The 19,798-nt window shown below is 74.6% G+C and carries 19 protein-coding genes and 1 riboswitch; of the genes, 10 read left to right on the top strand and 9 right to left on the bottom strand.

Features of this window, described 5'->3' with window-relative positions; translation table 11 throughout:
• Window positions 1-235: 235 nt before the first annotated feature.
• From ACLJT4_RS03455 to ACLJT4_RS03445, 3 genes are all read right to left on the bottom strand, one after another.
• Window positions 236-637, bottom strand: a complete 402-nt coding sequence (locus ACLJT4_RS03455) for a DUF3040 domain-containing protein (protein WP_016577010.1) — start codon at window positions 635-637, stop codon at window positions 236-238.
• Between the two features lie 346 nt (window positions 638-983).
• Window positions 984-1,739, bottom strand: coding sequence for a class I SAM-dependent methyltransferase (locus tag ACLJT4_RS03450; RefSeq protein ID WP_351467393.1), 756 nt, complete (start codon window positions 1,737-1,739; stop codon window positions 984-986).
• Between the two features lie 106 nt (window positions 1,740-1,845).
• Window positions 1,846-2,364, bottom strand: coding sequence for an SAV_6107 family HEPN domain-containing protein (locus ACLJT4_RS03445; protein WP_411120917.1), 519 nt, complete (start codon window positions 2,362-2,364; stop codon window positions 1,846-1,848).
• Window positions 2,365-2,597: 233 nt separating this feature from the next.
• On the opposite strand from ACLJT4_RS03445, the gene ACLJT4_RS03440 reads away from it, so the two are divergent.
• The 5 genes from ACLJT4_RS03440 (at window position 2,598) to ACLJT4_RS03420 (ending at window position 8,805) form a co-directional block, all read left to right on the top strand.
• The gene (locus tag ACLJT4_RS03440) at window positions 2,598-3,392 is read left to right on the top strand and encodes an ATP-binding cassette domain-containing protein (RefSeq protein WP_411120916.1); all 795 of its coding nucleotides are present in this window, start codon (window positions 2,598-2,600) and stop codon (window positions 3,390-3,392) included.
• Complete coding sequence (locus tag ACLJT4_RS03435; RefSeq protein ID WP_411120915.1) at window positions 3,364-5,571, top strand: YhgE/Pip family protein; 2,208 nt, start codon at window positions 3,364-3,366, stop codon at window positions 5,569-5,571. Before ACLJT4_RS03440 ends, ACLJT4_RS03435 begins: the two co-directional genes overlap by 29 nt.
• A 35-nt stretch (window positions 5,572-5,606) precedes the next feature.
• Complete coding sequence (locus ACLJT4_RS03430; protein WP_411120914.1) at window positions 5,607-6,221, top strand: TetR/AcrR family transcriptional regulator; 615 nt, start codon at window positions 5,607-5,609, stop codon at window positions 6,219-6,221.
• 358 nt (window positions 6,222-6,579) lie between these two features.
• Window positions 6,580-7,200: a DUF4126 domain-containing protein gene (locus tag ACLJT4_RS03425; protein ID WP_411120913.1), complete on the top strand. Its 621-nt coding sequence runs from the start codon at window positions 6,580-6,582 to the stop codon at window positions 7,198-7,200.
• 81 nt (window positions 7,201-7,281) lie between these two features.
• Complete coding sequence (locus tag ACLJT4_RS03420; RefSeq protein ID WP_411120912.1) at window positions 7,282-8,805, top strand: phytoene desaturase family protein; 1,524 nt, start codon at window positions 7,282-7,284, stop codon at window positions 8,803-8,805.
• Between the two features lie 153 nt (window positions 8,806-8,958).
• Here the strand turns inward: ACLJT4_RS03420 and ACLJT4_RS03415 are convergent, their stop codons facing one another.
• From ACLJT4_RS03415 to ACLJT4_RS03395, 5 genes are all read right to left on the bottom strand, one after another.
• Window positions 8,959-10,071: a hypothetical protein gene (locus tag ACLJT4_RS03415; protein ID WP_411120911.1), complete on the bottom strand. Its 1,113-nt coding sequence runs from the start codon at window positions 10,069-10,071 to the stop codon at window positions 8,959-8,961.
• Window positions 10,072-10,107: 36 nt separating this feature from the next.
• Complete coding sequence (gene metF, locus ACLJT4_RS03410) at window positions 10,108-11,025, bottom strand: methylenetetrahydrofolate reductase [NAD(P)H] (RefSeq protein ID WP_044374950.1); 918 nt, start codon at window positions 11,023-11,025, stop codon at window positions 10,108-10,110.
• Window positions 11,026-11,158: 133 nt separating this feature from the next.
• Window positions 11,159-11,809: a thiamine phosphate synthase gene (gene thiE / locus ACLJT4_RS03405; RefSeq protein ID WP_411120910.1), complete on the bottom strand. Its 651-nt coding sequence runs from the start codon at window positions 11,807-11,809 to the stop codon at window positions 11,159-11,161.
• A gap of 109 nt (window positions 11,810-11,918) precedes the next feature.
• Window positions 11,919-12,284 (bottom strand): Rv2175c family DNA-binding protein, encoded by a 366-nt coding sequence (locus tag ACLJT4_RS03400; protein WP_016575220.1) that lies wholly within the window; start codon window positions 12,282-12,284, stop codon window positions 11,919-11,921.
• A 101-nt stretch (window positions 12,285-12,385) separates the two neighbouring features.
• The gene (locus tag ACLJT4_RS03395; protein WP_411120909.1) at window positions 12,386-13,645 is read right to left on the bottom strand and encodes an NAD(P)/FAD-dependent oxidoreductase; all 1,260 of its coding nucleotides are present in this window, start codon (window positions 13,643-13,645) and stop codon (window positions 12,386-12,388) included.
• A 143-nt stretch (window positions 13,646-13,788) separates the two neighbouring features.
• Window positions 13,789-13,901, top strand: a riboswitch (TPP riboswitch).
• Here ACLJT4_RS03395 and thiO point away from each other — a divergent pair.
• The 3 genes from thiO to ACLJT4_RS03380 all read left to right on the top strand — a co-directional run bounded on the left by thiO (window position 13,899) and on the right by ACLJT4_RS03380 (window position 16,248).
• Window positions 13,899-15,131: a glycine oxidase ThiO gene (thiO, locus tag ACLJT4_RS03390; protein WP_411120908.1), complete on the top strand. Its 1,233-nt coding sequence runs from the start codon at window positions 13,899-13,901 to the stop codon at window positions 15,129-15,131. (Overlaps the previous riboswitch by 3 nt.)
• 65 nt (window positions 15,132-15,196) lie before the next feature.
• Window positions 15,197-15,397 carry a sulfur carrier protein ThiS gene (gene thiS, locus ACLJT4_RS03385; RefSeq protein ID WP_317623459.1) on the top strand — a complete coding sequence of 67 codons (201 nt, stop codon included), beginning with the start codon at window positions 15,197-15,199 and terminating at the stop codon, window positions 15,395-15,397.
• An 8-nt stretch (window positions 15,398-15,405) separates the two neighbouring features.
• On the top strand, window positions 15,406-16,248 hold the full coding sequence (locus tag ACLJT4_RS03380) for a thiazole synthase (protein ID WP_411120907.1): 843 nt from the start codon (window positions 15,406-15,408) through the stop codon (window positions 16,246-16,248).
• Here the strand turns inward: ACLJT4_RS03380 and ACLJT4_RS03375 are convergent.
• Window positions 16,245-16,655, bottom strand: a complete 411-nt coding sequence (locus tag ACLJT4_RS03375; protein WP_411120906.1) for a MerR family transcriptional regulator — start codon at window positions 16,653-16,655, stop codon at window positions 16,245-16,247. The genes ACLJT4_RS03380 and ACLJT4_RS03375 overlap by 4 nt on opposite strands.
• Before the next feature lie 191 nt (window positions 16,656-16,846).
• Here ACLJT4_RS03375 and pknB point away from each other — a divergent pair, with 191 nt between their 5' ends.
• On the top strand, window positions 16,847-18,820 hold the full coding sequence (pknB, locus tag ACLJT4_RS03370) for a Stk1 family PASTA domain-containing Ser/Thr kinase (protein WP_411120905.1): 1,974 nt from the start codon (window positions 16,847-16,849) through the stop codon (window positions 18,818-18,820).
• A gap of 58 nt (window positions 18,821-18,878) precedes the next feature.
• Window positions 18,879-19,778: a deoxyribonuclease IV gene (locus ACLJT4_RS03365; protein ID WP_411120904.1), complete on the top strand. Its 900-nt coding sequence runs from the start codon at window positions 18,879-18,881 to the stop codon at window positions 19,776-19,778.
• The last annotated feature ends 20 nt before the right edge of the window (window positions 19,779-19,798 follow it).

Genomic DNA, 19,798 nt, shown 5'->3' with positions numbered 1-19,798 from the left:
ACGGACAGCGCCCGTGCGGCGCCTTGGGGACGCCGCCGGCAGCGCGGGAAAGCGGAGCCGGCGGCAGCGGGAAAGGGCGAGGGCGAACAGGAAGAAGCTCTGGCCCCCGAAACCTCGGGGGCCAGAGCACGGAAGGGGTCACACGGGCGAACCGCGCGAGATTGGCCGGATCCGAGCCGGAACGCCGGGCCGGAGCGGATCCGCCTCCGGTCGGCTCAGGGAGCGGGAGCGCCGGTCAGTGGCCCTGCTGCTCGTCTCGGCGACGCTGCCAGCGGTCCTCGATGCGGTCCATCATCGAACGGCGCGACCTCGCCTGGCGGCGCGCCTGCGGCCCGCTGGGGGCCGTCCCGCGCTCACCCGGCTTGGGGGCCTTGCGCCAGCCGGTGACGGCCAGCACGGCACAGCCGAGCATGACGAGGAAGCCGACGACGCTGACCCACCAGATCTGCTGTGCGACCATTCCGGCCATGAGCAGGCCGATACCCACCAGGAAGCCCGCGACCGCTTGGTAAACCCGTCGCCGGGTGTACGTACGCAGCCCGCTTCCCTCAAGCGCTGTCGCGAACTTGGGATCTTCGGCGTACAGCGCTCGCTCCATTTGCTCGAGCATGCGCTGCTCGTGCTCCGAGAGCGGCACGGAGTCCTCCTACTCGTCGGTCGCGGGGGGCGACCGGGTGCGACCCTTTCAGGATAGGCAGGGATTCGCCCCCGTGAAACCCGCCCCTCTACGCCAATTCACCGTCCGCACCGCCGCGGCGGTGCGGTGGTGATGCTGGCTGCATTCCCCACCCACCAGCCCGTCATGCCGGAGCGTCGTACCCCGATCATACGGGGCGAAGCGGCTGTTCGGGTGGCCTGTGGTCGACCGCGCCCACTCCTCGCGGGCGTCGCCGGGCCCCGCCGGCGGCCGCCGGCACCCCGGCGGGCGCGACGCGCGGGCGCCGTACACGGTCCCGGCGGGGGCGCGGCCGCGCCCGGCGCGGTCAGTCGCGCTCGGCCAGGACGTGCAATTGGGTGGCGACGGAGTGGAACGCCGGCTGCTCGGCCGCGGCGGCCTCCAGCTTCAGCAGGGCGTCCATCGCGCCGGGCTCGGTGTCGACCAGGACGCCGGGGACCAGGTCGGCGAAGACCCGTACGCCGTGCACCGCGCCGACCTGGAGGCCGGTGGCGGTGACCAGGTCGGTGAGCTGGTCGGCGGTGAACCGGCGGGGCACCGGGTCGCCCTCGCCCCAGCGGCCGGCGGGATCGGTGAGGGCGCGGCGGGCCTCGGTGAAGTGGCCCGCCAGGGCGCGGGCGAGGACCGCCCCGCCCAGCCCGGCGGCGAGCAGGCTGAGGGTGCCGGCCGGGCGCAGCGCGCCGACGGCGTTGCGCAGGCCCTCGGCGGGGTCGTCCACGTACTCCAGCACGCCGTGGCAGAGCACCGCGTCGTAGCCACCGCGCTCGACGACCTGGAACAGGCCGTGGGCGTCGCCCTGGACCCCGCGGATGCGGTCGGCGACCCCGGCCTCGGCGGCCCGGCGCTCCAGGGCGAAGAGGGCGTTGGGGCTGGGGTCGACGACGGTGACGCGGTGGCCGAGGCGGGCCACCGGGACGGCGAAGTTGCCGCTGCCGCCGCCGGTGTCGAGGACGTCCAGGGCGTCCCGCCCGGCGGCCTTGACCCGGCGCTCCAGGGCGTCCTTGAGGACGTCCCAGACCACGGCGGTACGAAGGGAGGCGCGCGGGCGCAGCGGGTCAGACACGGTGGGTGGCTCCTCGGCGGGGCATGGACGTCCAGTCGTTCACCACCCTATTGCGTAAACGGGCGGGTGCCGCGTCCGGCCCGCGCGCCGCCGCAGGTCGGACCCGTCAGCCGGCCCGCCCCCAGCCGGCGTCGGGCGTCCTGCCGGGCCGCTGCGGGGGCAGCACCGGTGGGAGCCGGAGCATCCGCTCCACGAGGCGGAGGAACATCCCGGCGTCCCTCAGGAGGTCGTCGGCGTCGCGCTGGCCGGCCGCGCCCGCTATGCCGGCCTCGGCCCTGGCCCGGCGGTCGGCGCCGGCCGCGAACAGGGCGCTCCACTCGGTGAGTTCGGGAGCGACCTCGGGCAGCACCTCCCAGGCGCTGCGGATGGTCTTCCGACGGCGTGCGGTGGGCTCCGGTCGGCCGCGCACGGCGAGGACCGCGGCCGCGGCGCGCAGGGCGGCCAGGTGGGCGGTGGCGAACCGGTCGTTGGGGGATTCCAGGGTCTCGGCCTCGTCGAGGCCGAGCTGGGCCTTGGTGAGCAGGTCGAGGGCGGCGGGCGGCGCGGCCGCCCGGCGCAGGACGGGGTGGACGTCGCTCGGGGGACCGTACGCAGCCGAGCTGCCCGCGACGGGACGAGCTGCCATGACGAACCTCCTGTCGTCGCCCGCTGGTTGAGGGCCGGCGGGCCGATGCGGACCGTATGCACCCATCGTGCGGCACACCACTGACAATCGCCCCTGACCTGCGGTTCCAGTGGAAAACGGACAGCGGATCGGCAGATCCGGAACGGGTTTTCGCGGATTTCCGGCGAACCCCTTGCGGAGGGCGGGGCGGGCTCCCTACTTTGAACTGACCAGTCAGTGCAAGGGAGGGGATCGTGGACAGCACCCCGCACGGGGCGGCGGTCACGGCCGCGGGATTCGGGGTCAAGGGCCCCCGCGGTTGGGCGTTCCGGGACGTCGACATCACCGCCGGACCCGGCGCGCTGATCGCCGTGCAGGGCCCGTCGGGGTCCGGCCGCACCTGCCTGCTGCTGGCGCTCACCGGGCGGATGAAGCCCGCGGCGGGCACCGCCGAGGTCGGCGGGTTGCCGCTGCCCCGGCACATGGCCGCGGTCCGGTCCCGCACCGCCCTCGCCCACGTACCGGGCGTCGCCGAACTCGACCCGGCCCTGACCGTCGGCGAGCACCTGCGGGAACGCGCCCTGCTCCAGGGCCGGTTCGGCGCCTCGCTCGGTGCGCTGCTGCGACCCCGGCGGGAACGCCGGGCACAGGCCCGCGCCCTGATGGACGACGCGCTGACCGCCGCCGCACTGGACGTGGCGACGCTGCCCAAGGGCGACCGCACCGCGGTGCGCGACCTGGAGCGGCTGGAGGCGCTACGGCTGTCCGTGGCGCTGGCACTGATCGGCGGTCCCGGGCTGCTGGCCGTGGACGACACCGACCTGAAGCTGTCCGACCGGGAGCGCACCGCGGCCTGGGCGCTGTTGGGCGCCCTCGCCGCCGCCGGCACCACCGTGCTCGCGGTGTGCAGCGAGCCGCCGGCGGACCCCTCGGGCGTGGTGCTGGTGCGCACCGGCCGCCCCGCACCGCATGCTGCCGACGCCCCCGAGGACGGCGGGCACGACGAGGAGGGAACGGCCGATGCGCTCGCCGAGACTGGCCGCGCTTGAGCTGAAGCGGTTCGGGCGGGGGAAGCTGCCGCGCGCCGCGCTGGCCGCGCTCCTGCTGCTGCCGCTCCTGTACGGCGCGCTGTACCTGTGGTCCTTCTGGGACCCCTACGGCCGGTTGGACCGGATCCCGGTCGCGCTGGTCAACGACGACCAGGGGGCCGACGTCGGCGGACAGCGCATCGCGGCGGGCGACGGGATCGTCGCCGGGCTGCGCGACAGCCACACCTTCGACTGGCACCAGGTCGACTCCCAGGAGGCCGGCCGGGGCGTCGAGGACGGCACGTACTACCTCTCGCTGTCCATTCCGCGGGACTTCAGCCGACGGATCGCGTCCAGCTCCGGGGCGCACCCGGAGACCGGCGCCCTGACGGTGCGCACCAACGACGCCAACAACTACATCGTCGGGCAGATCTCCCGGACCGTCTTCTCCGAGGTGCGCGCGGCGGCCACGGCCAAGGCGTCGCGGACCTTCCTGGACAAGATCTTCGTGTCGTTCTCGACCCTGCACGGCAAGACCCAGGAGGCGGCCGACGGCGCGGAGCGGCTCCAGGACGGCATCGGGCAGGCCAAGAACGGCGCCGGCAAACTGGCCGACGGCCTGGGCACCGCCAAGAACGGGAGCGCCAAGCTGGTCGGCGGCCTGGGCGACCTCGACGCCGGCGCGAGCCGCCTGAACCAGGGCAGCGCCGACCTCGCCGAGGGGGCCGGCACCGCCGCCACCGGGGCCCGCCAACTGGCCGACGGCTCCGGCCAGGTGGCGCAGGGCACCCAGCAGCTCGCCGACACCGTCAACGGCGTCGTCGACCAGGTGGGGCCGTTCGTGCGGGCGCACGGCAAGGAGATCGGCGAGGCCGCACGGCTCGTCGCCGACGGCGCCCAGGCGGTGCGCGACCACCTGGACAAGCTCCCCGGCGCGGCCGACACCGGCGCCCGGCTCTCCCGCGGGCTCGCCGACCACCTGGACACGTACTACCGGCTGCGCTGCGGCAGCGGCCTCACCGTGGGCACCGACTGCGCCGAACTGAAGCGGATCACCCAGCAGGCGGACGCCGCCGCGGACACCGCCGAGGAGGTCAGCGGCTACGTCCACGACCAGAAGAACCTCGACCAGCTCGGCCGGGACCTGGACACCCTGCACGCGCTGGCCTCCGAACTCGCCGCCCACGGGCCGACCCTCGGGGCCGACATGGACGCCGCGGTCCGAAAGATCAACGACCTCAACGACGGCGCCCACAAGGTGTCCGTGGGCGCCCGCGAACTGGCGGCGGGCAACGCCCAGTTGGCGTCCGGCGCGGACCGGCTCAACGACGGGGCGCGGCAGCTGCACGACGGCACCGGCCGCGCCGCCTCCGGGATGACCGACCTGGACGCCGGCGTCGGCCGCCTCAAGGACGGCGCGCAGACCCTGGACGGCGGGATGTTCAAGCTCTCCGACGGCTCGGCGCAGCTGGCCGGCGGACTGCACGACGGGGTGCGGCAGATCCCCGACTACGGCAAGAAGGACCGCGACGCACGCACCCTGGTGATGTCCGATCCGGTGCAGCTCGCGTCCGGTGCCGCCCACAAGGCGCCCAACTACGGCACCGGGTTCGCCCCGTACTTCATCCCGCTGTCCCTGTGGGTCGGCGCGATGGTGGCCTACATGCTGATCCCGCCGCTCAACCGGAGGGCGCTGGCGATGGGCGCGTCCTCCTGGCGGGTGGCGCTGTCCGGATGGCTGCCGGTGTTCGGCATCGGGGTGTTGCAGACCGCCGCGCTGATGTCCGTGCTGCACTTCGCGCTCGGGCTCCAGATGGCCCGGGCGGCCGGCACGGTCGGCTTCCTGGTCCTGGTCACCGCCTGCTTCTCGGCGATCGTGCAGTGGCTGAACGCGAAGTTCGGGCCGGCCGGCCGGATCCTCGTCCTGGCCCTGCTGATGCTCCAGCTGACGTCGGCCGGCGGCACCTACCCGGTGCAGACCAGTCCGGGCTTCTTCGGGGCCATCCATCCCTACCTGCCGATGAGCTACATCGTGGAGGGGCTGCGCCGGCTCATCACCGGCGGCGACCTGGCTCCCGTGTGGCAGGGCGGGGCGGTGCTGCTGGCGTTCACCCTCGGGGCGCTGGCGCTGACCTCCCTGGCGGCGCGCGGTCGCCAGGTGGTGCGGATGAAGGACCTCCACCCGGAGCTCAGCCTGTGAGCGCGCGCACAGCCGCGACCGGCACAATCACCCCTATGGACAGCTCCCACACACGCCGCGACGCGACCCGGCGCAAGCTCTTCGAGGCCGCGGTCACGCTCATCGCCGAACAGGGCTTCTCCTCCACCACGGTGGAGGAGATCGCCGAACGGGCGGGGGTCGCGAAGGGCACCGTGTACTACAACTTCGCGAGCAAGAACGTCCTCTTCGAGGAGCTGCTGCGGCACGGCATCGAGTTGCTGGCGTCCTCCCTCCAGACGGCCGCCGACGAGGTCACCGACCGGGGCGGCACCCGGGTCGACGCTCTGGACGCGATGATCCGGGCCGGCCTGGACTTCATCGCCCGCTACCCGGCCCTCACCCAGCTGTACGTGGCCGAGCTGTGGCGCACCAACCGGGCCTGGCAGTCCACGCTCATGGTGGTCCGGGAGCGGGCCATCACCGTGGTGGAGAACGTGCTGCGGGAGGCTGTCGCCGGCGGCGAGCTGAGCGAGGAGATCGACATCCCGCTGACCGCCTCGGCGCTGTTCGGGATGGTCCTGGTGGCCGCGCTGGACTGGCAGTCGTACCAGCCGGACCGGTCGATCGACGACGTGCACGCGGCCCTGTCGCGGCTCTTGCAGGGACGGGTCACCGGCCGCCCTGCCTGAAAGGGAGCGGCGGCCCGTCCCGTCCTCGGGGCGGACCCTGCGAAAAGGCTGCGGCCCCAAAAAGACATGAGCGCTGCCCTGGCACAGATCGTTCCCCCGAACCGATCCGACCAGGGCAGCGCCGCCCCCGTACTCCCCCGTCGTTCCCCCGTTCCGTCCGGGGAGCCGCACCGTTCCGCCGCCCCGTGTCGGCGGTGCGGCGCTGCTTCCCGTCCGTGGCCCCCACTCTTCCGTCCGGGCGGATCCCGGCCCATCCGCGCACCTACTCATCTCGGCGTCTGAGTACGGATACTCAAAGCTGAGCACTCCGCCCCATCGGGCGGGCGGTGGGCCCCGCGGACCGCCTACGATCGGCGGCGTGTCCGTACTTCCCCTGGTCTTCACCAGCGGCTGGGCGAGCGGGATCAACGCCTACGCCGTCGTCCTGCTCCTCGGCCTGCTCGGTGCGACCGGTGTCTCCGACGCGGTGCCCGCCGCCCTGGAGCGGCCCGACGTGCTGATCGCCGCCGGGCTGCTCTTCGTGGCCGAGGCGATCGCCGACAAGGTCCCGTACGTGGACTCCGTGTGGGACGCCGTGCACACCGTGGTCCGGCCGATCGCCGGCGGCGTGGTGGCGGCGCTGCTGGCCGGGCACGACGGATCGCTGCCCCAGCTGGCCGCCGGTGCCGTGGGCGGCTCCACCGCGCTGCTGAGCCATCTGGTCAAGGCGGGCACCCGGATCGCGGTCAACACCTCGCCCGAGCCGGCCAGCAACGTCCTGCTGAGCCTGGTGGAGGACCTGGGCGTCGCCGGGCTCGTCGCGTTCGCGCTGTTCCACCCGTGGATCGCGGCGGGCATCGCGGCGGTGCTGCTCATCGCGGGGATCGCCACGGTGGTCTTCCTGTGGTCGCGGATCCGTCGGTACCTGCGGCGACGGCGGGAGCGGCGCGCGGAGGAGCGGCTCGCGGCGGCGAGCGGCGGCGCGCCGCCGCTCGGCTGATTCCGGCCGCCCGGCGGGACGGGGGCGGGCGGGCACCGGCCGTCGGCGGCGCTGTCAGTACCGCCGGATACAGTCGCAGGCATGGCAGGAATTGCGGTGATCGGCGCCGGGATGGGCGCGATGGCGGCCGCCGCCCGGCTGGCCGTGGCGGGCCACCGGGTGACGGTGTTCGAGCGCGGGGCGACGTACGGCGGCGCACTGGGCCGGTTCGAGCGGGACGGCTTCGCCTTCGACACCGGCCCCGGACTCCTGCACCTCCCGGCGGTCTACCGCGACCTGTTCGTCAAGACCGGCCGCGAGCCGCTGGAGCGCTGCGTGGAGCTGACCCAGGTCGATCCCGCCAGCCGGCACGTCTTCCCCGACGGCAGCTCCGCGACGCTGCCGAACGCCTCGCGGGCCGGTGTCCTGACCGCCCTGGACGAGGCGCTGGGCGCGGGCGCAGGCGAGCGCTGGAGCGCCCTGCTGGTGCGCGCCCGCGAGGCGTGGGACGCCACCCGCCGGCCGCTGCTGGAGGAGCCGCTGCGGGCCGACTGGCGGGTGCTGGGGCGCGACCCGTACCCGGCGGTGCGCCGGCGCGGCTTGTTCGGACGGGGCGGCGGCAAGGGCCCGACCACCGCCACCCTCGCCGAGGTCGCCCGCCGCGAGCTGACCGACCCCCGGCTCGTCGCCCTGTTGGAGAGCCACGCCCTGGCGTACGGCTTCGACCCGCGCACCGCCCCGGCGAGCGCGACCGTGCTGCCCTACATGGAGCAGACCTTCGGCAGTTGGTACGTGACCGGCGGCATGCGCGCGCTGGCCGACGCGCTGTACGCGCGCTGCCGGGCCCGGAAGGTGGAGTTCGCCTTCGGCGCCGAGGTGACCGGGATCCTGGCGAAGGACGGGCGGACCGCGGGCGTGGAGCTGGCCGACGGCCGCGTCGCCGACGCGGAGTTCGTGGTCGCGGGTATCGATCCGGTCCGGTTGCCGGAGCTCTGCGCCGCTCGCGAGCCCTGGAGCGAGGAGGACGTCCGCCCCGCCCCGGGCCCGGGCGACCGGGCCGCCGCGCGACTGACGGTCTGTCTGGCCCTGCGCGGCGCCCGCCCGGCGGACGCGGTGCACCGCACGGTGGTCCATGCCGCGGACCGCACCGCGGAGCTCACCGGCGTCTTCGGCGACGGGCACGACCTGCGGACGCCGTGCGCCCGCCCGACGGTGACGGTCCTGCGCCCCGACGATCCCGCGGCGCGCCCCGACGACGACCACGAGGCGGTGACCCTCACCGCCTCCGTCGCCCCGCACGGTCCGGTCGACCGGCTGGACGGCGAGGCCCTGGAGCAGGACGCGGACCGGCTGGTGGCGAGCGCCGAGGCGGCCGTGCCCGGCCTGCGGGAGCGGGTGTTGTGGCGGAAGGTGCTGCCGCCCACCGACGGCGGGCCGGTGCCGGGCCCGGCGCTCGCCGGCCAGGAGGGGCGCTTTCTGCGGCCCGGCAACCGCACGCGGATACCGGGGCTGTACGTCGTCGGCGGCTGGTCCCACCCGGGCGGCGGGCTGGCGCACGCCGGGATGTCCGGGGCGATCGTCGCCGGTCTGATCGTGAACGGCGACGACTGGCACGGCTCGGAGTGAGCGTGCGGGGCGGACGGGACGGGGGCGGGTGAGCGCCGGCCGGTCCGGGCCGCCCCGCCGGCGTAGGAGCGGCCGCCTCCGAAATGGTCGCCCGACTCCTCCCGGGGCGGCGTCAGTTGGCGTCCTGCCCGGCTCACGGCCGGGCGTCGCCGCTCAGTAGGGGTACCGCTGCTCGTCGTACCCCGGCTGGTGCGGGGGCGGGTAGGCCGGCTGCTCCGCCGGATGGCCGGTGTCGCGCTGCTGCGGCACCCAGACGCCGTCGGGCGGGGTCTGCGGCGGGTGGTACTCCTGTCCGTAGCCCTGCCCTTGGTCCTGTCCGTAGTACTGCCCGTAGCCCTGTCCGGGGTCCTGCCCGTAGCCCTGTCCGGGGTCCTGCCCGTAGTGCGGTGCGGGCTGTCCGCCGAGGTCGTCGTAGTGCTGCCCGGCCTGGTACGGCGCCCGGCCGAACGGATCCGGCTCCTCGTACGGGTCGTGGTGCGCGGCGTACTGCTGGGTGCCGATGTACGGGTCGGAGTAGGGCGCCTGCCCGCCCTGGTAGGCGCCGTCGTCGTAGGCGGGATAGGGGTCGGCGTAGCCGCCCTGGCCGGCCGTCGGACCGTATCCGTCGCCGTACCCCTGGCCGTGGCCGTCGCCGTCCGGGGTGACGTTGCCGAAGACGTCGTACGAGGCGGGGGCGACCATCGGGTCGGGGCGGGCGTCGAAGCTGTAGACGCCGTAGGCCCCGGTCTCGTCCGGCAGCGGCTGCGGGGCGTAGACGGTGGGGGCGTCCGCCTGGGCGTAGGCGAAGAAGTCCTGGTGGGCGGGCGGTTCGCCGGGGCCGGGCGGGTCCGGCACCGGCTGGTAGGGGTCCGGGTTCCCGAGGCCGTCGGCGCCGTGGCCGACCGGCGCGGCCTCCCCAGCCGCGTCGGCGGCCACCGGGGCGGTCTCCTCGGCCAGTTGGGAGACCTGGAGGTTCGGCCCGTCGGCGGGGCCGCGGGAGGAGCGGGCGCGGCGCCGGCGCTTCGGCTTGGGCCGCCCGCCGATCGTCCAGCCCTCCGTGAACCCGCGGCGTACGGAGAGCGTCACGTAGGTCTGCCCGAGCGCGAAGGCGATGGCGCCCAGGGCGATCACGATGACCGACGGGATGGCCACGCCGGCCACGACGCCGAGGAAGCCGCCCAGGGCCAACGCCCGCCAGCGCAGCGGCGCCTTGTTCTGGAACAGCACCTCGCCGAGCAGCCACAGGGCGACCAGGGCGAACGCGATGTAGAGGATCGTCCAGCCCATATGCGCCCCTCTTCCGCCGGATGCCGGCCGCCGTGGTCAGGGCCGCTGGTGCAGCCCCAGGTTCTCGTAGATTTCCAGGGTCGCCGTGGAGTGGTTCAGGGTGATGAAGTGCAACCCGGGCACGTCCTCGGCCATCAAGCGCGCGCACAGGTCCGTCGCGTACTCGATGCCAATGGAGCGTACCGCCGCCGGGTCGTCCTTGACCGCGAGGATGCGCGCAGCGAGCTCGGGCGGGAAGGCGGCGTTGCTGAGCTGCGCGAAGCGCTCGATCTGACGCACGTTGGTGACCGGCATGATCTCCGGAATGATCGGCGTCGAGCAACCCGCGGCGTGCACCCGGTCCCGCAGCCGGAAGTAGTCCTCCGGGTAGAAGAACATCTGCGTGATCGCGAAGTCGGCGCCGGCGCGGCACTTGTCGACGAAGTGCCGGACGTCGGTGTCCCAGTCCGTGGAGCGCGGGTGCATCTCGGGGAAGGCGGCCACGCCGACGCAGAAGTCGCCGGACTCCTTGATCAGCTGGACCAGCTCGGCGGCGTAGCCGATGCCCTCGGGGTGCCGGATCCAGTCGCCCATGGGGTCGCCCGGCGGGTCGCCGCGCAGCGCGAGCATGTTGCGGATCCCGGCGTCGGCGTACTGGCCGATGATGTTGCGCAGCTCGGCGGTGGAGTGGTTGACCGCGGTCAGGTGGGCGACCGGGGTGAGGGTGGTGTCGGTGGCGATCCGCTCGGTGGCACGGACCGTGCCGTCGCGGGAGGTGCCACCGGCCCCGTAGGTCACGGAGACGAAGGTCGGGGCGACGGCCTCGATGCGGCGGATGGCGTTCCACAACGTCCGCTCGCCCTTCTCCGTCTTCGGGGCGGCGAACTCGAACGAGAAGGATCGCTTGCCGGAAGCAAGCAGGTCGCGCACAGTGCGTGCGCGATCAGTCCTGGTGGAAGCTGTACCTAGGGCCATACGGGCAGGTTAACCACAGGTCGGACGGACACCAACCGGCATCGACGTAATGCCTGGTTGGTGCAGTTCCTGTCCACTAGGTGGACATCCCGTGGCCATCCGGTGCTCTCCGGCCGGCGCCGACCGGAGAGCGTCAGGCGGACCAGCTCCGGACCCGCTTGGCCAGCTCGGCGGTGGCCGCGCCCGGATCGTCGGCCTCGGTGATCGCGCGGACCACCACCACTCGACGGGCGCCGGCCGCCAGCACCTCGTCGAGGTTGCCGGCGTCGATCCCGCCGATGGCGAACCAGGGGCGCTCGGGGTTCCGCGCGGCGGTGTAGCGGACGAGGTCCAGGCCGGGGGCGTGCCGGCCGGGCTTGGTCGGGGTCGGCCAGCAGGGGCCGGTGCAGAAGTAGTCCACGCCGGGCTCGGTGAGGGCGGCGTCCACCTCGGCCTCGGCGTGCGTGGAGCGGCCGATCAGCGGCTCCGGTCCGAGCAGGGCGCGGGCGGCGGGGACCGGCAGGTCGCCCTGGCCGAGGTGGAGCACCCCGGCGCCCGCGGCGTGGGCGACGTCCGCGCGGTCGTTGACCGCGAGCAGCGTGCCGTGCCGTCGGCAGGCGTCCGCGAAGACCTCCAGGTGGCGCAGCTCCGCGCCGGCCTCCATGCCCTTGTCGCGCAGCTGCACGATGTCCACGCCCGAGGAGAGCACCGCGTCCAGGAACTGCGGGAGGTCGCCCTGCCGGGTGCGCGCGTCGGTGCACAGGTAGAGCCGGGCGTCGGACAGGGCCTGTCGAACGGTGGTCATCGGGCGGCTTCCCCCTCGTCGGCGGCGTACGGACCGGCCGGAACCGGTCCGTACGCCGCGTGGATGCGGTTGCGGATGCGTGGTGCGGTTGCTGCGGGACGCGGCTGCGTCAGACGGCCAGCGCCTGGGCCCGGCGCTTGACCTCCGTGCCGCGATTCTCGCGCAGCGCCTGCGCCGGGGTACCGGGCAGGGTGTCATCGGCGGTGAAGAGCCACTCCAGCATCTCCTCGTCGGCGAAGCCGTCGTCCCGCAGGAGCGTCAGCGTCCCGACGAGTCCCTTGACGACCTTGCCGTCCTGGATGAATTCGGCGGGCACCTGAAGCACACGGTTCTCCCCGCGGCGCACCGCGATCAGCTGGCCCTCCTTCACCAGCTGCCGCACGCGGGTCACCTCGACGTCGAGTTCTTCGGCGATGTCGGGGAGGGTGAGCCAGGCGGGAACGAGTCCATCGATCTTTGCGTCAATCTCGGTCACAGGACAAGCCTGCCACCTCCCACTGACAGCCGGTACCCGGGCATCGCCGCCGGGCAACGCGTGTCCCCCGCCGGGTGGGCGGCGGGGGGCCGCGCAGCGGGTCAGCGGACCGCCGACTTCAGCGGAACGGCAGCGTCCGCCGCCCGCTCCCGGTCGAGCAGGGCGCCCCGCTCGATGAGCCGGCGCCCCTGGGCCAGATCCCGCGGGCGCCCCACGGCCAGCAGCGCGACCAGCCGTCCCGCTCCGCCGGCGCCGTCGCCGCGGAGCCAGAGGACCGACCAGGCGGCGCCGGTGGGATCACCGCGCCAGACCAGTTCGTCGGCGTCCCCGTGGTGGCCGGCGTACTGCACGAACCGGCCGAACTGCTCGGACCAGAAGTACGGCACCGGGTCGTAGACCACGCCCTCGGCTGCGCCGCGGGCGATGTTCTCGGCCACCGTGCGGGGCCCCTGGAGGGCGTTGTCCCAGTGGTGGACCAGCAGCCGGGTGTCGTAACGGGCCGACGGGAAGGAGGCGCAGTCGCCGACCGCGTAGACGTCGGGAACGGAGGTGCGCAGCCGCTCGTCGGCCTGCACCGAGCCGTCCGCGGGCGAGAGGGCGACGCCGGAACCGGCCAGCCAGCCGGTGGCGGGCCGGGCGCCGATGCCGACGACGACGGCGTCGGCGGGCAGGGCGGTGCCGTCGGCGAGGGTCACCGCGCCGGGCGCGACGGAGTCGACCCGCACGCCGGTGCGCAGATCGGCCCCGGCGTCCGCGTACCAGCCGGTCATGTGCCCGGCGACCTCGGCGGGCAGGGCGCCGGCCAGCGGGTGGTCGGCGGCCTCGACGACGGTGACCTCGCAGCCCGCCTCACGGGCGGCGGTGGCGAACTCCGCACCGATCCAGCCGGCCCCCACCACCACGATCCGGTGCTGGGCGGCGAGCACCGGGCGCAGCCGCTCGGCGTCGTCCAGGGTGCGCAGCAGGTGCACGTCGGGGCGGCCCTCGCTGCCGGGCAGCCGGATCGGTTCGGCGCCGGTCGCCAGGACCGCGTAGTCGTAGCGGACCGGGCCCCGGTCGGTCTCGACGAGGTGCTCCTCGGGGCGCAGTGCGGTGACCCGGCGGCCGAGGTGGAGGTCGATGCCGAGACTGGCGAAGTCGATGTCGAACGCGGAGCCGTCGGCCTTGCCGAGCAGCACCGCCTTGGACAGCGGGGGCCGGTCGTAGGGCTGGTGCGGCTCGTCGCCGAGGAGCGCGATCGCTCCTCGCCAGCCTTGTTCGCGCAGGGCCACGGCGGTCTGCACACCTGCCATCCCGGCGCCGACGATCACCACGCGCGGCGTGCGGTCAGGGTCCTGGGGAGACTTGCTCTGCTCGCTCACCCGCTCACTCTAGGACGGCACCCGACGCGGCCCGCAGCAGCGCGCAAGGAGATCTCTGACACAGCGTCACGCCCCGTGACGGCCGGCCCCGCTCCCCGGGCGCTCCCTTACGACGCGTCGCGACCCGTATTAGGGTGGCGGATGCACGCACTCGCGGGAGCCCGGACGGACCGGGCTGAGAGGGAGGCTGGCCGGCCTCCGACCGTACGAACCTGATCCGGGTCATGCCGGCGAAGGGAGGGGCTGGACGCCCATGCATCCATCCACCACACCAACGGACCCGTCGCGGCCCGCGGACCGGCACCCCGACGTGCTGGTCATCGGCGGCGGCATCATCGGACTGGTGACCGCCTGGCGGGCGGCCGGCCGCGGACTGCGGGTCGCGCTGGCGGACCCCGCGCCCGGCGGCGGCGCGGCGTTCGTCGCGGGCGGCATGCTGGCCGCGGTCACCGAGCTCCACTACGGCGAGGAGACCCTGCTGGGCCTCAACCTGGCCTCGGCACAGCGGTATCCGCGCTTCGCGGAAGAGCTGGAGGAGGCCAGCGGGCAGCGGATCGGCTACCGCCGGTGCGGCACCCTGGCCGTCGCGCTGGACGCCGACGACCGCGCCCACCTGAGGGAGTTGCACGCCCTCCAGGTCCGCTCGGGCCTGGACTCGCAGTGGCTGACCGGACGCGAGTGCCGGCGCCTGGAGCCGATGCTCGCCCCGGGGGTGCGCGGCGGCCTCCGGGTGGACGGTGACCATCAGGTCGATCCGCGGCGGCTGGCGGGCGCCCTGCTGGCCGCCTGCGAACGGGCCGGGGTGGTCTTCCACCGAACGGCGGCGGAGCGCCTGACGACCGCCCGGGGACGCGCCACGGGCGCCGAACTCGCCGACGGGACGCGGCTGGCGGCCGGTCAGGTCGTACTGGCCGGGGGCAGTCGCAGCGGGCTGCTGGCCGGCGTCCCGGAGGCCGTGCGGCCGCCGGTGCGGCCCGTCAAGGGGCAAGTGCTGCGGCTGCGGCTGCCGGACCGGCTCCCGGGCGGCCAGGCGTTCCTCTCCCGCACCGTGCGGGCCGTGGTCCGCGGCAACCCGCTCTACCTGGTGCCCCGGGAGAGCGGCGAACTGGTCCTCGGCGCCACCAGCGAGGAGTTGGGCTGGGACACCACGGTGACCGCGGGCGGCGTCTACGAACTGCTGCGGGACGCCCACGAACTTCTCCCGGGCCTCACCGAACTGCCGCTGGTCGAGAGCCTCGCCGGGCTGCGTCCCGGCTCCCCCGACAACGCACCGCTGCTCGGCCCGACCGGGCTGCCCGGCCTCCACCTGGCCACCGGCCACTTCCGCAACGGCGTGCTGCTGACGCCGGTCACCGGTGACGTGCTGGCCGAGGTGCTGGCCACCGGAACCGTCCCGGAAGAGGCCCGCCCCTTCTCCCCCACGCGCTTCTCCCCCACCACCGTGGGGACCGAGCGCGTCCGTGCCCTTGAGGAGCAGCCCGTATGAGCGCCCCCGGTACGCCCGGTACTCCTGCCGGCCCCGTCGCCCCCGATGCCCCTACCGGCCCCACGGTGTCCGTCTCCGTCAACGGGGAGGCCCGCCGGATCCCGGGCGGGCTGACCCTGGACCGGCTGGTCGCCACGCTGTCCCGGGCGTCGGCCGGGGTGGCCGCCGCGGTCAACGAGACCGTCGTGCCGCGCACCCAGTGGTCCACCACCGCGCTCGGCGACGGCGACCGCGTCGAAGTGCTCACCGCCGTGCAGGGAGGCTGATCACGGTCATGACCGACACCGCAGTGGAACCGGCGGACGCCGTCGCGGCGCCCGCCCCCGACGCCGACCCGCTCACCATCGCCGGCACCACGTTCCGGTCCCGGCTCATCATGGGCACCGGCGGCGCGCCCAGCCTCGGCGTCCTGGAGCGCGCCCTGCTGGCCTCCGGCACGGAGCTGACGACGGTCGCCATGCGGCGGCTGGACCCGACCGTGCAGGGCTCGGTGCTGTCCGTGCTCCAGCGCAACGGGATCCGGGTGCTGCCGAACACCGCCGGCTGCTTCACGGCGGGCGAGGCGGTGCTCACCGCCCGGCTCGCCCGGGAGGCGCTCGGCACCGACTGGGTCAAGCTGGAGGTCGTCGCCGACGAGCGGACCCTGCTGCCCGACCCGGTGGAGCTGCTGGACGCCGCCGAGACCCTCGTGGACGACGGTTTCGTCGTCCTGCCGTACACCAACGACGACCCCGTCGTCGCCCGGAAGCTGGAGGACGTGGGCTGTGCGGCGATCATGCCGCTCGGTTCGCCGATCGGTTCCGGCCTCGGCATCCGCAATCCGCACAACTTCCAGCTGATCACCGAGCGTGCGGGCGTCCCGGTCGTCCTGGACGCCGGCGCGGGCACCGCCTCGGACGCGGCGCTCGCCATGGAGCTGGGCTGTGCGGCGGTGATGCTGGCGTCGGCGGTGACCCGCGCGCAGGAGCCGGAGCTGATGGCGGCGGCGATGCGGCACGCGGTGGAGGCGGGCCGGCTGGCGCACCGCGCCGGTCGGATCCCGCGCCGCCACTTCGCGTTGGCGTCCTCGCCCACCGACGGCGTCGCGGAGCTGGACCCGGAGCGGCCGGCGTTCTAGGGCGTGTCCGCGGGCCCGGCCGCCCCGGCGGGCTGGGCCGTCAGCTCCGGCGGGGCCGCGGTGATCACCTCGTCGAGGAGGTTCCGGGAGGCCATCAGGGCGTCGATGGAGCCGGTGAGCCGGGCCCGCTCCCGATGGAGCTCGCCGACCAGCTGCGGGCAGGTGGGCACCAGCCGGCCGTCGTCGTCGCGCAGACAGGGCAGCACCTGGGCGATGGTGGCGGTGTTCAGCCCGGAGGTCAGCAGCGTCCGGATGCGACGGACCTGGTCGACGTCGGCCTCCTGGTAGACGCGGTATCCGGCGGCGGTCCGCGCGGGGCTGAGCAGCCCCTGTTCCTCGTAGTAGCGCAGCAACCGCTCGGTGGTGCCGGTCCGCCGGGCCAGCGCCCCGATCTGCAGCGTCGTCATCGGATCCCCCTGTGGTGCGGTGTGGCGTCGGGGCCGCGGGCGCCACCCCTTCGGGTGCGACCACGGCCGGGTCCGGATTATTCCGTGCCGGACCGGTTCCGGCCGCCCCCTTGTCACGGTTCCGCTGCGTTCCCCGTCGGCGGCGGCCGGGACGTCGGGGCTGTCGGCGCGGGCTCGTAGACTCGTCTGCCGTGGATACGACGTTGCAGGACCCCCTCGTGGGCCAGCTGCTCGACGGTCGCTATCGCGTCGAGGGGCGCATCGCCGCCGGAGGCATGGCCACCGTCTACCGGGCCGTGGACACCCGGCTGGACCGCGTGCTCGCGCTGAAGGTGATGCACCCGAGCCTGGCCGTGGACGGGGCGTTCGTCGACCGCTTCATCCGGGAGGCCAAGTCCGTCGCCCGGCTCTCGCACCCGAACGTGGTCGGCGTCTTCGACCAGGGCACCGACGGCACCTACGTCTACCTGGCGATGGAGTACGTCGCCGGCTGCACCCTGCGCGACGTGCTGCGCGAGCGCGGCGCCCTCCAGCCGCGGGCCGCGTTGGACATCCTGGAGCCGATCCTGGCGGCGCTGGGGGCCGCGCACCGCGCCGGCCTGGTGCACCGCGACATGAAGCCGGAGAACGTCCTGATCGGCGACGACGGCCGGGTCAAGGTCGCCGACTTCGGGCTGGTGCGCGCGGTCGACACGCACACCACCGCCTCCACCGGCTCGGTCCTGGGCACGGTCTCCTACCTCGCCCCCGAGCAGATGGAGCACGGCACCGCGGACGCCCGGGTCGACGTCTACGCCTGCGGCGTGGTGCTCTACGAGATGCTCACCGGCAGCAAGCCGCACACCGGCGGCTCCGCGGCGCAGATCCTCTACAGCCACCTGCACGACGACGTCACCCCGCCCTCCGAGCTGGTGCCGGGCCTGGCGCCCGAGCTGGACGAGCTGGTCGCGGCGGCCACCGCCCGCGCCCCCGAGCAGCGCCCGCAGGACGCGGTGGCGCTGCTCGCCCGGGCCCGCTCGGCCCGCGCCCGGCTGACCGACGCCCAGCTCGACGTGGTCCCGCCGCAGGCCAGGGAGGCGGCGGCGAGCGACGACGAGCGGACCGACGTGATACCGCGCCCGGCGGGCGTCCAGCTCGCGCTGCCGGTCGAGGCCGGGGCGGAGCTGAACCGCACCAGTCGGCTGGAGGTGCCGCCGGCGGACGCCGCACCGGACGGCCGGACCACCCGGCTGCGGCCCCCGCCCGCACCGCACGCGGCACCGACCGGCGGGCGGCTGCGGCACCGGCGGATCGCCACCATCGTGGCGGCGGTGCTGCTGGTCCTGGGCGTCGGTGGCGGCCTCTGGTACATCAACGTCGGCCAGTTCACCCACGTCCCGGCGGTGCTGGACATGACACAGGCCGAGGCGCAGAAGTCGGTGCAGGACGCGGGGCTGCGGATCAAGGTGGAGCGCGGTTTCAGCGCCAACGTCCGACGCGGCCACGTGATGGCGACGAAGCCCGGCACCGGACAGCGGATCCGCGGCAACGGCACGGTCACCCTGGTCGTCTCGCGCGGCCCGGACAAGGTCGCCGTCCCCGATCTGGCCGGCACCCCGCTCGCGGACGCCCGGCGCAAGCTGCGCGATCTGGGCCTGGTGCCGGGCACCGAGACCCGGACGTTCAGCGACGAGGTCGCCAAGGGCTCGGTGATCCGCACGGACCCGGCGGCGGGCAGCACCCGGCGGCCGGACACCGCGGTGGCGCTCACCGTCAGCCGGGGCGCGCCGGTGGACGTGCCGAACGTGGTCGGTTCGGCGCGGGAGGACGCCGCGGCGAGCCTGCGGCAGGCCGGCTTCCGGGTCCAGTTCGCCGACCAGCCGGTCTTCTCGCCGCAGGACAAGGACGCGGTGGCCCGCCAGTCGCCCGGCGCGGGCACGACGCTGGGCAAGGGCGACACGGTCACCCTGACGCTCTCCAAGGGCCCGGAGATGGTCACCGTCCCGGACGTCGGCGGCAAGAACACCGCGGACGCCACCAAGGCGCTGACCGCCCTCGGCTTCAAGGTCGAGGTGGACAAGCCGTTCCTGTTCCCGCAGGACAGCGTCGCGTCCCAGTCGGTCGCGGCCGGTGACCAGGCCGCCAAGGGCAGCACGATCACCATCCGGCTCAAGGGAGCGCTGTAGGGCCGGCTCCGCGCAGGTGCCCTGCGGACGGTCGCGGGGCACCTGGCACCCTGGGAGGGTGAGTACTCCCCTGTCCCCCGAGGGCGCCGCGCAGCGCGCCCGCGCACGCAATCCGGTCGGCGGCCACGTGCCGGTGGCCGGCGGCCTGGCCAAGGTGGGCCTGTCGTACGCCCGGCAGATCGACTGCGAGGCCGTCCAGGTCTTCGTCGCCAATCCGCGCGGCTGGGCCACGCCGCCCGGCAATCCCGAGCAGGACGCCGCGTTCCGCGAGCGCTGCGCCGAGGAGGGCGTCCCGGCCTACGTGCACGCCCCCTACCTGATCAACTTCGGCTCGCACACCACGGCGACGGTCGAGAAGTCCGTGGAGTCGCTGCGCCACTCGCTGCGCCGCGGCCGGGAGATCGGTGCGCTCGGGGTGGTCGTGCACACCGGGTCGGCGACCGGAGGCCGCGCCAGGGAGACCGCGTTGGCGCAGGTCAGGGCGGAGATGCTGCCGTTGTTGGACGAGCTGACGCGGGACGACGACCCGTGGCTGCTGCTGGAGCCCACGGCCGGGCAGGGCGCCTCGCTGTGCTCGCTGGCGGAAGACCTCGGCCCGTACTTCGACGCGCTGGACCGCCATCCGCGGCTCGGGATCTGCCTCGACACCTGCCACGCCTTCGCGGCCGGGCACGACATGGCGGCGCCGGGCGGCACGAAGGCGCTGCTGGACGAGCTGGTGGAGGTCACCGGCGAGGGCCGGCTGAAGTTGATCCACGCCAACGACTCCAAGGACGTGGTCGGCGCGCACAAGGACCGGCACGCGAACATCGGCGCCGGCCACATCGGCGCGGGGCCCTTCGCCGACTTGTTCGCGCACCCCGCGACCGACGGCGTTCCGCTGGTGATCGAGACGCCGGGCGGCGAGGAGGGCCACGCCGCGGACGTGGCGCGGTTGAAGGAGCTGCGGGCGTCCTGAGCGGACGCCGCACACCGGCC

It is taken from the genome of Streptomyces sp. x-19, assembly GCF_046549115.1.
Lineage (GTDB): Bacteria > Actinomycetota > Actinomycetes > Streptomycetales > Streptomycetaceae > Streptomyces > Streptomyces albulus_C.
This window is presented reverse-complemented; position numbering and strand designations above follow the sequence as displayed.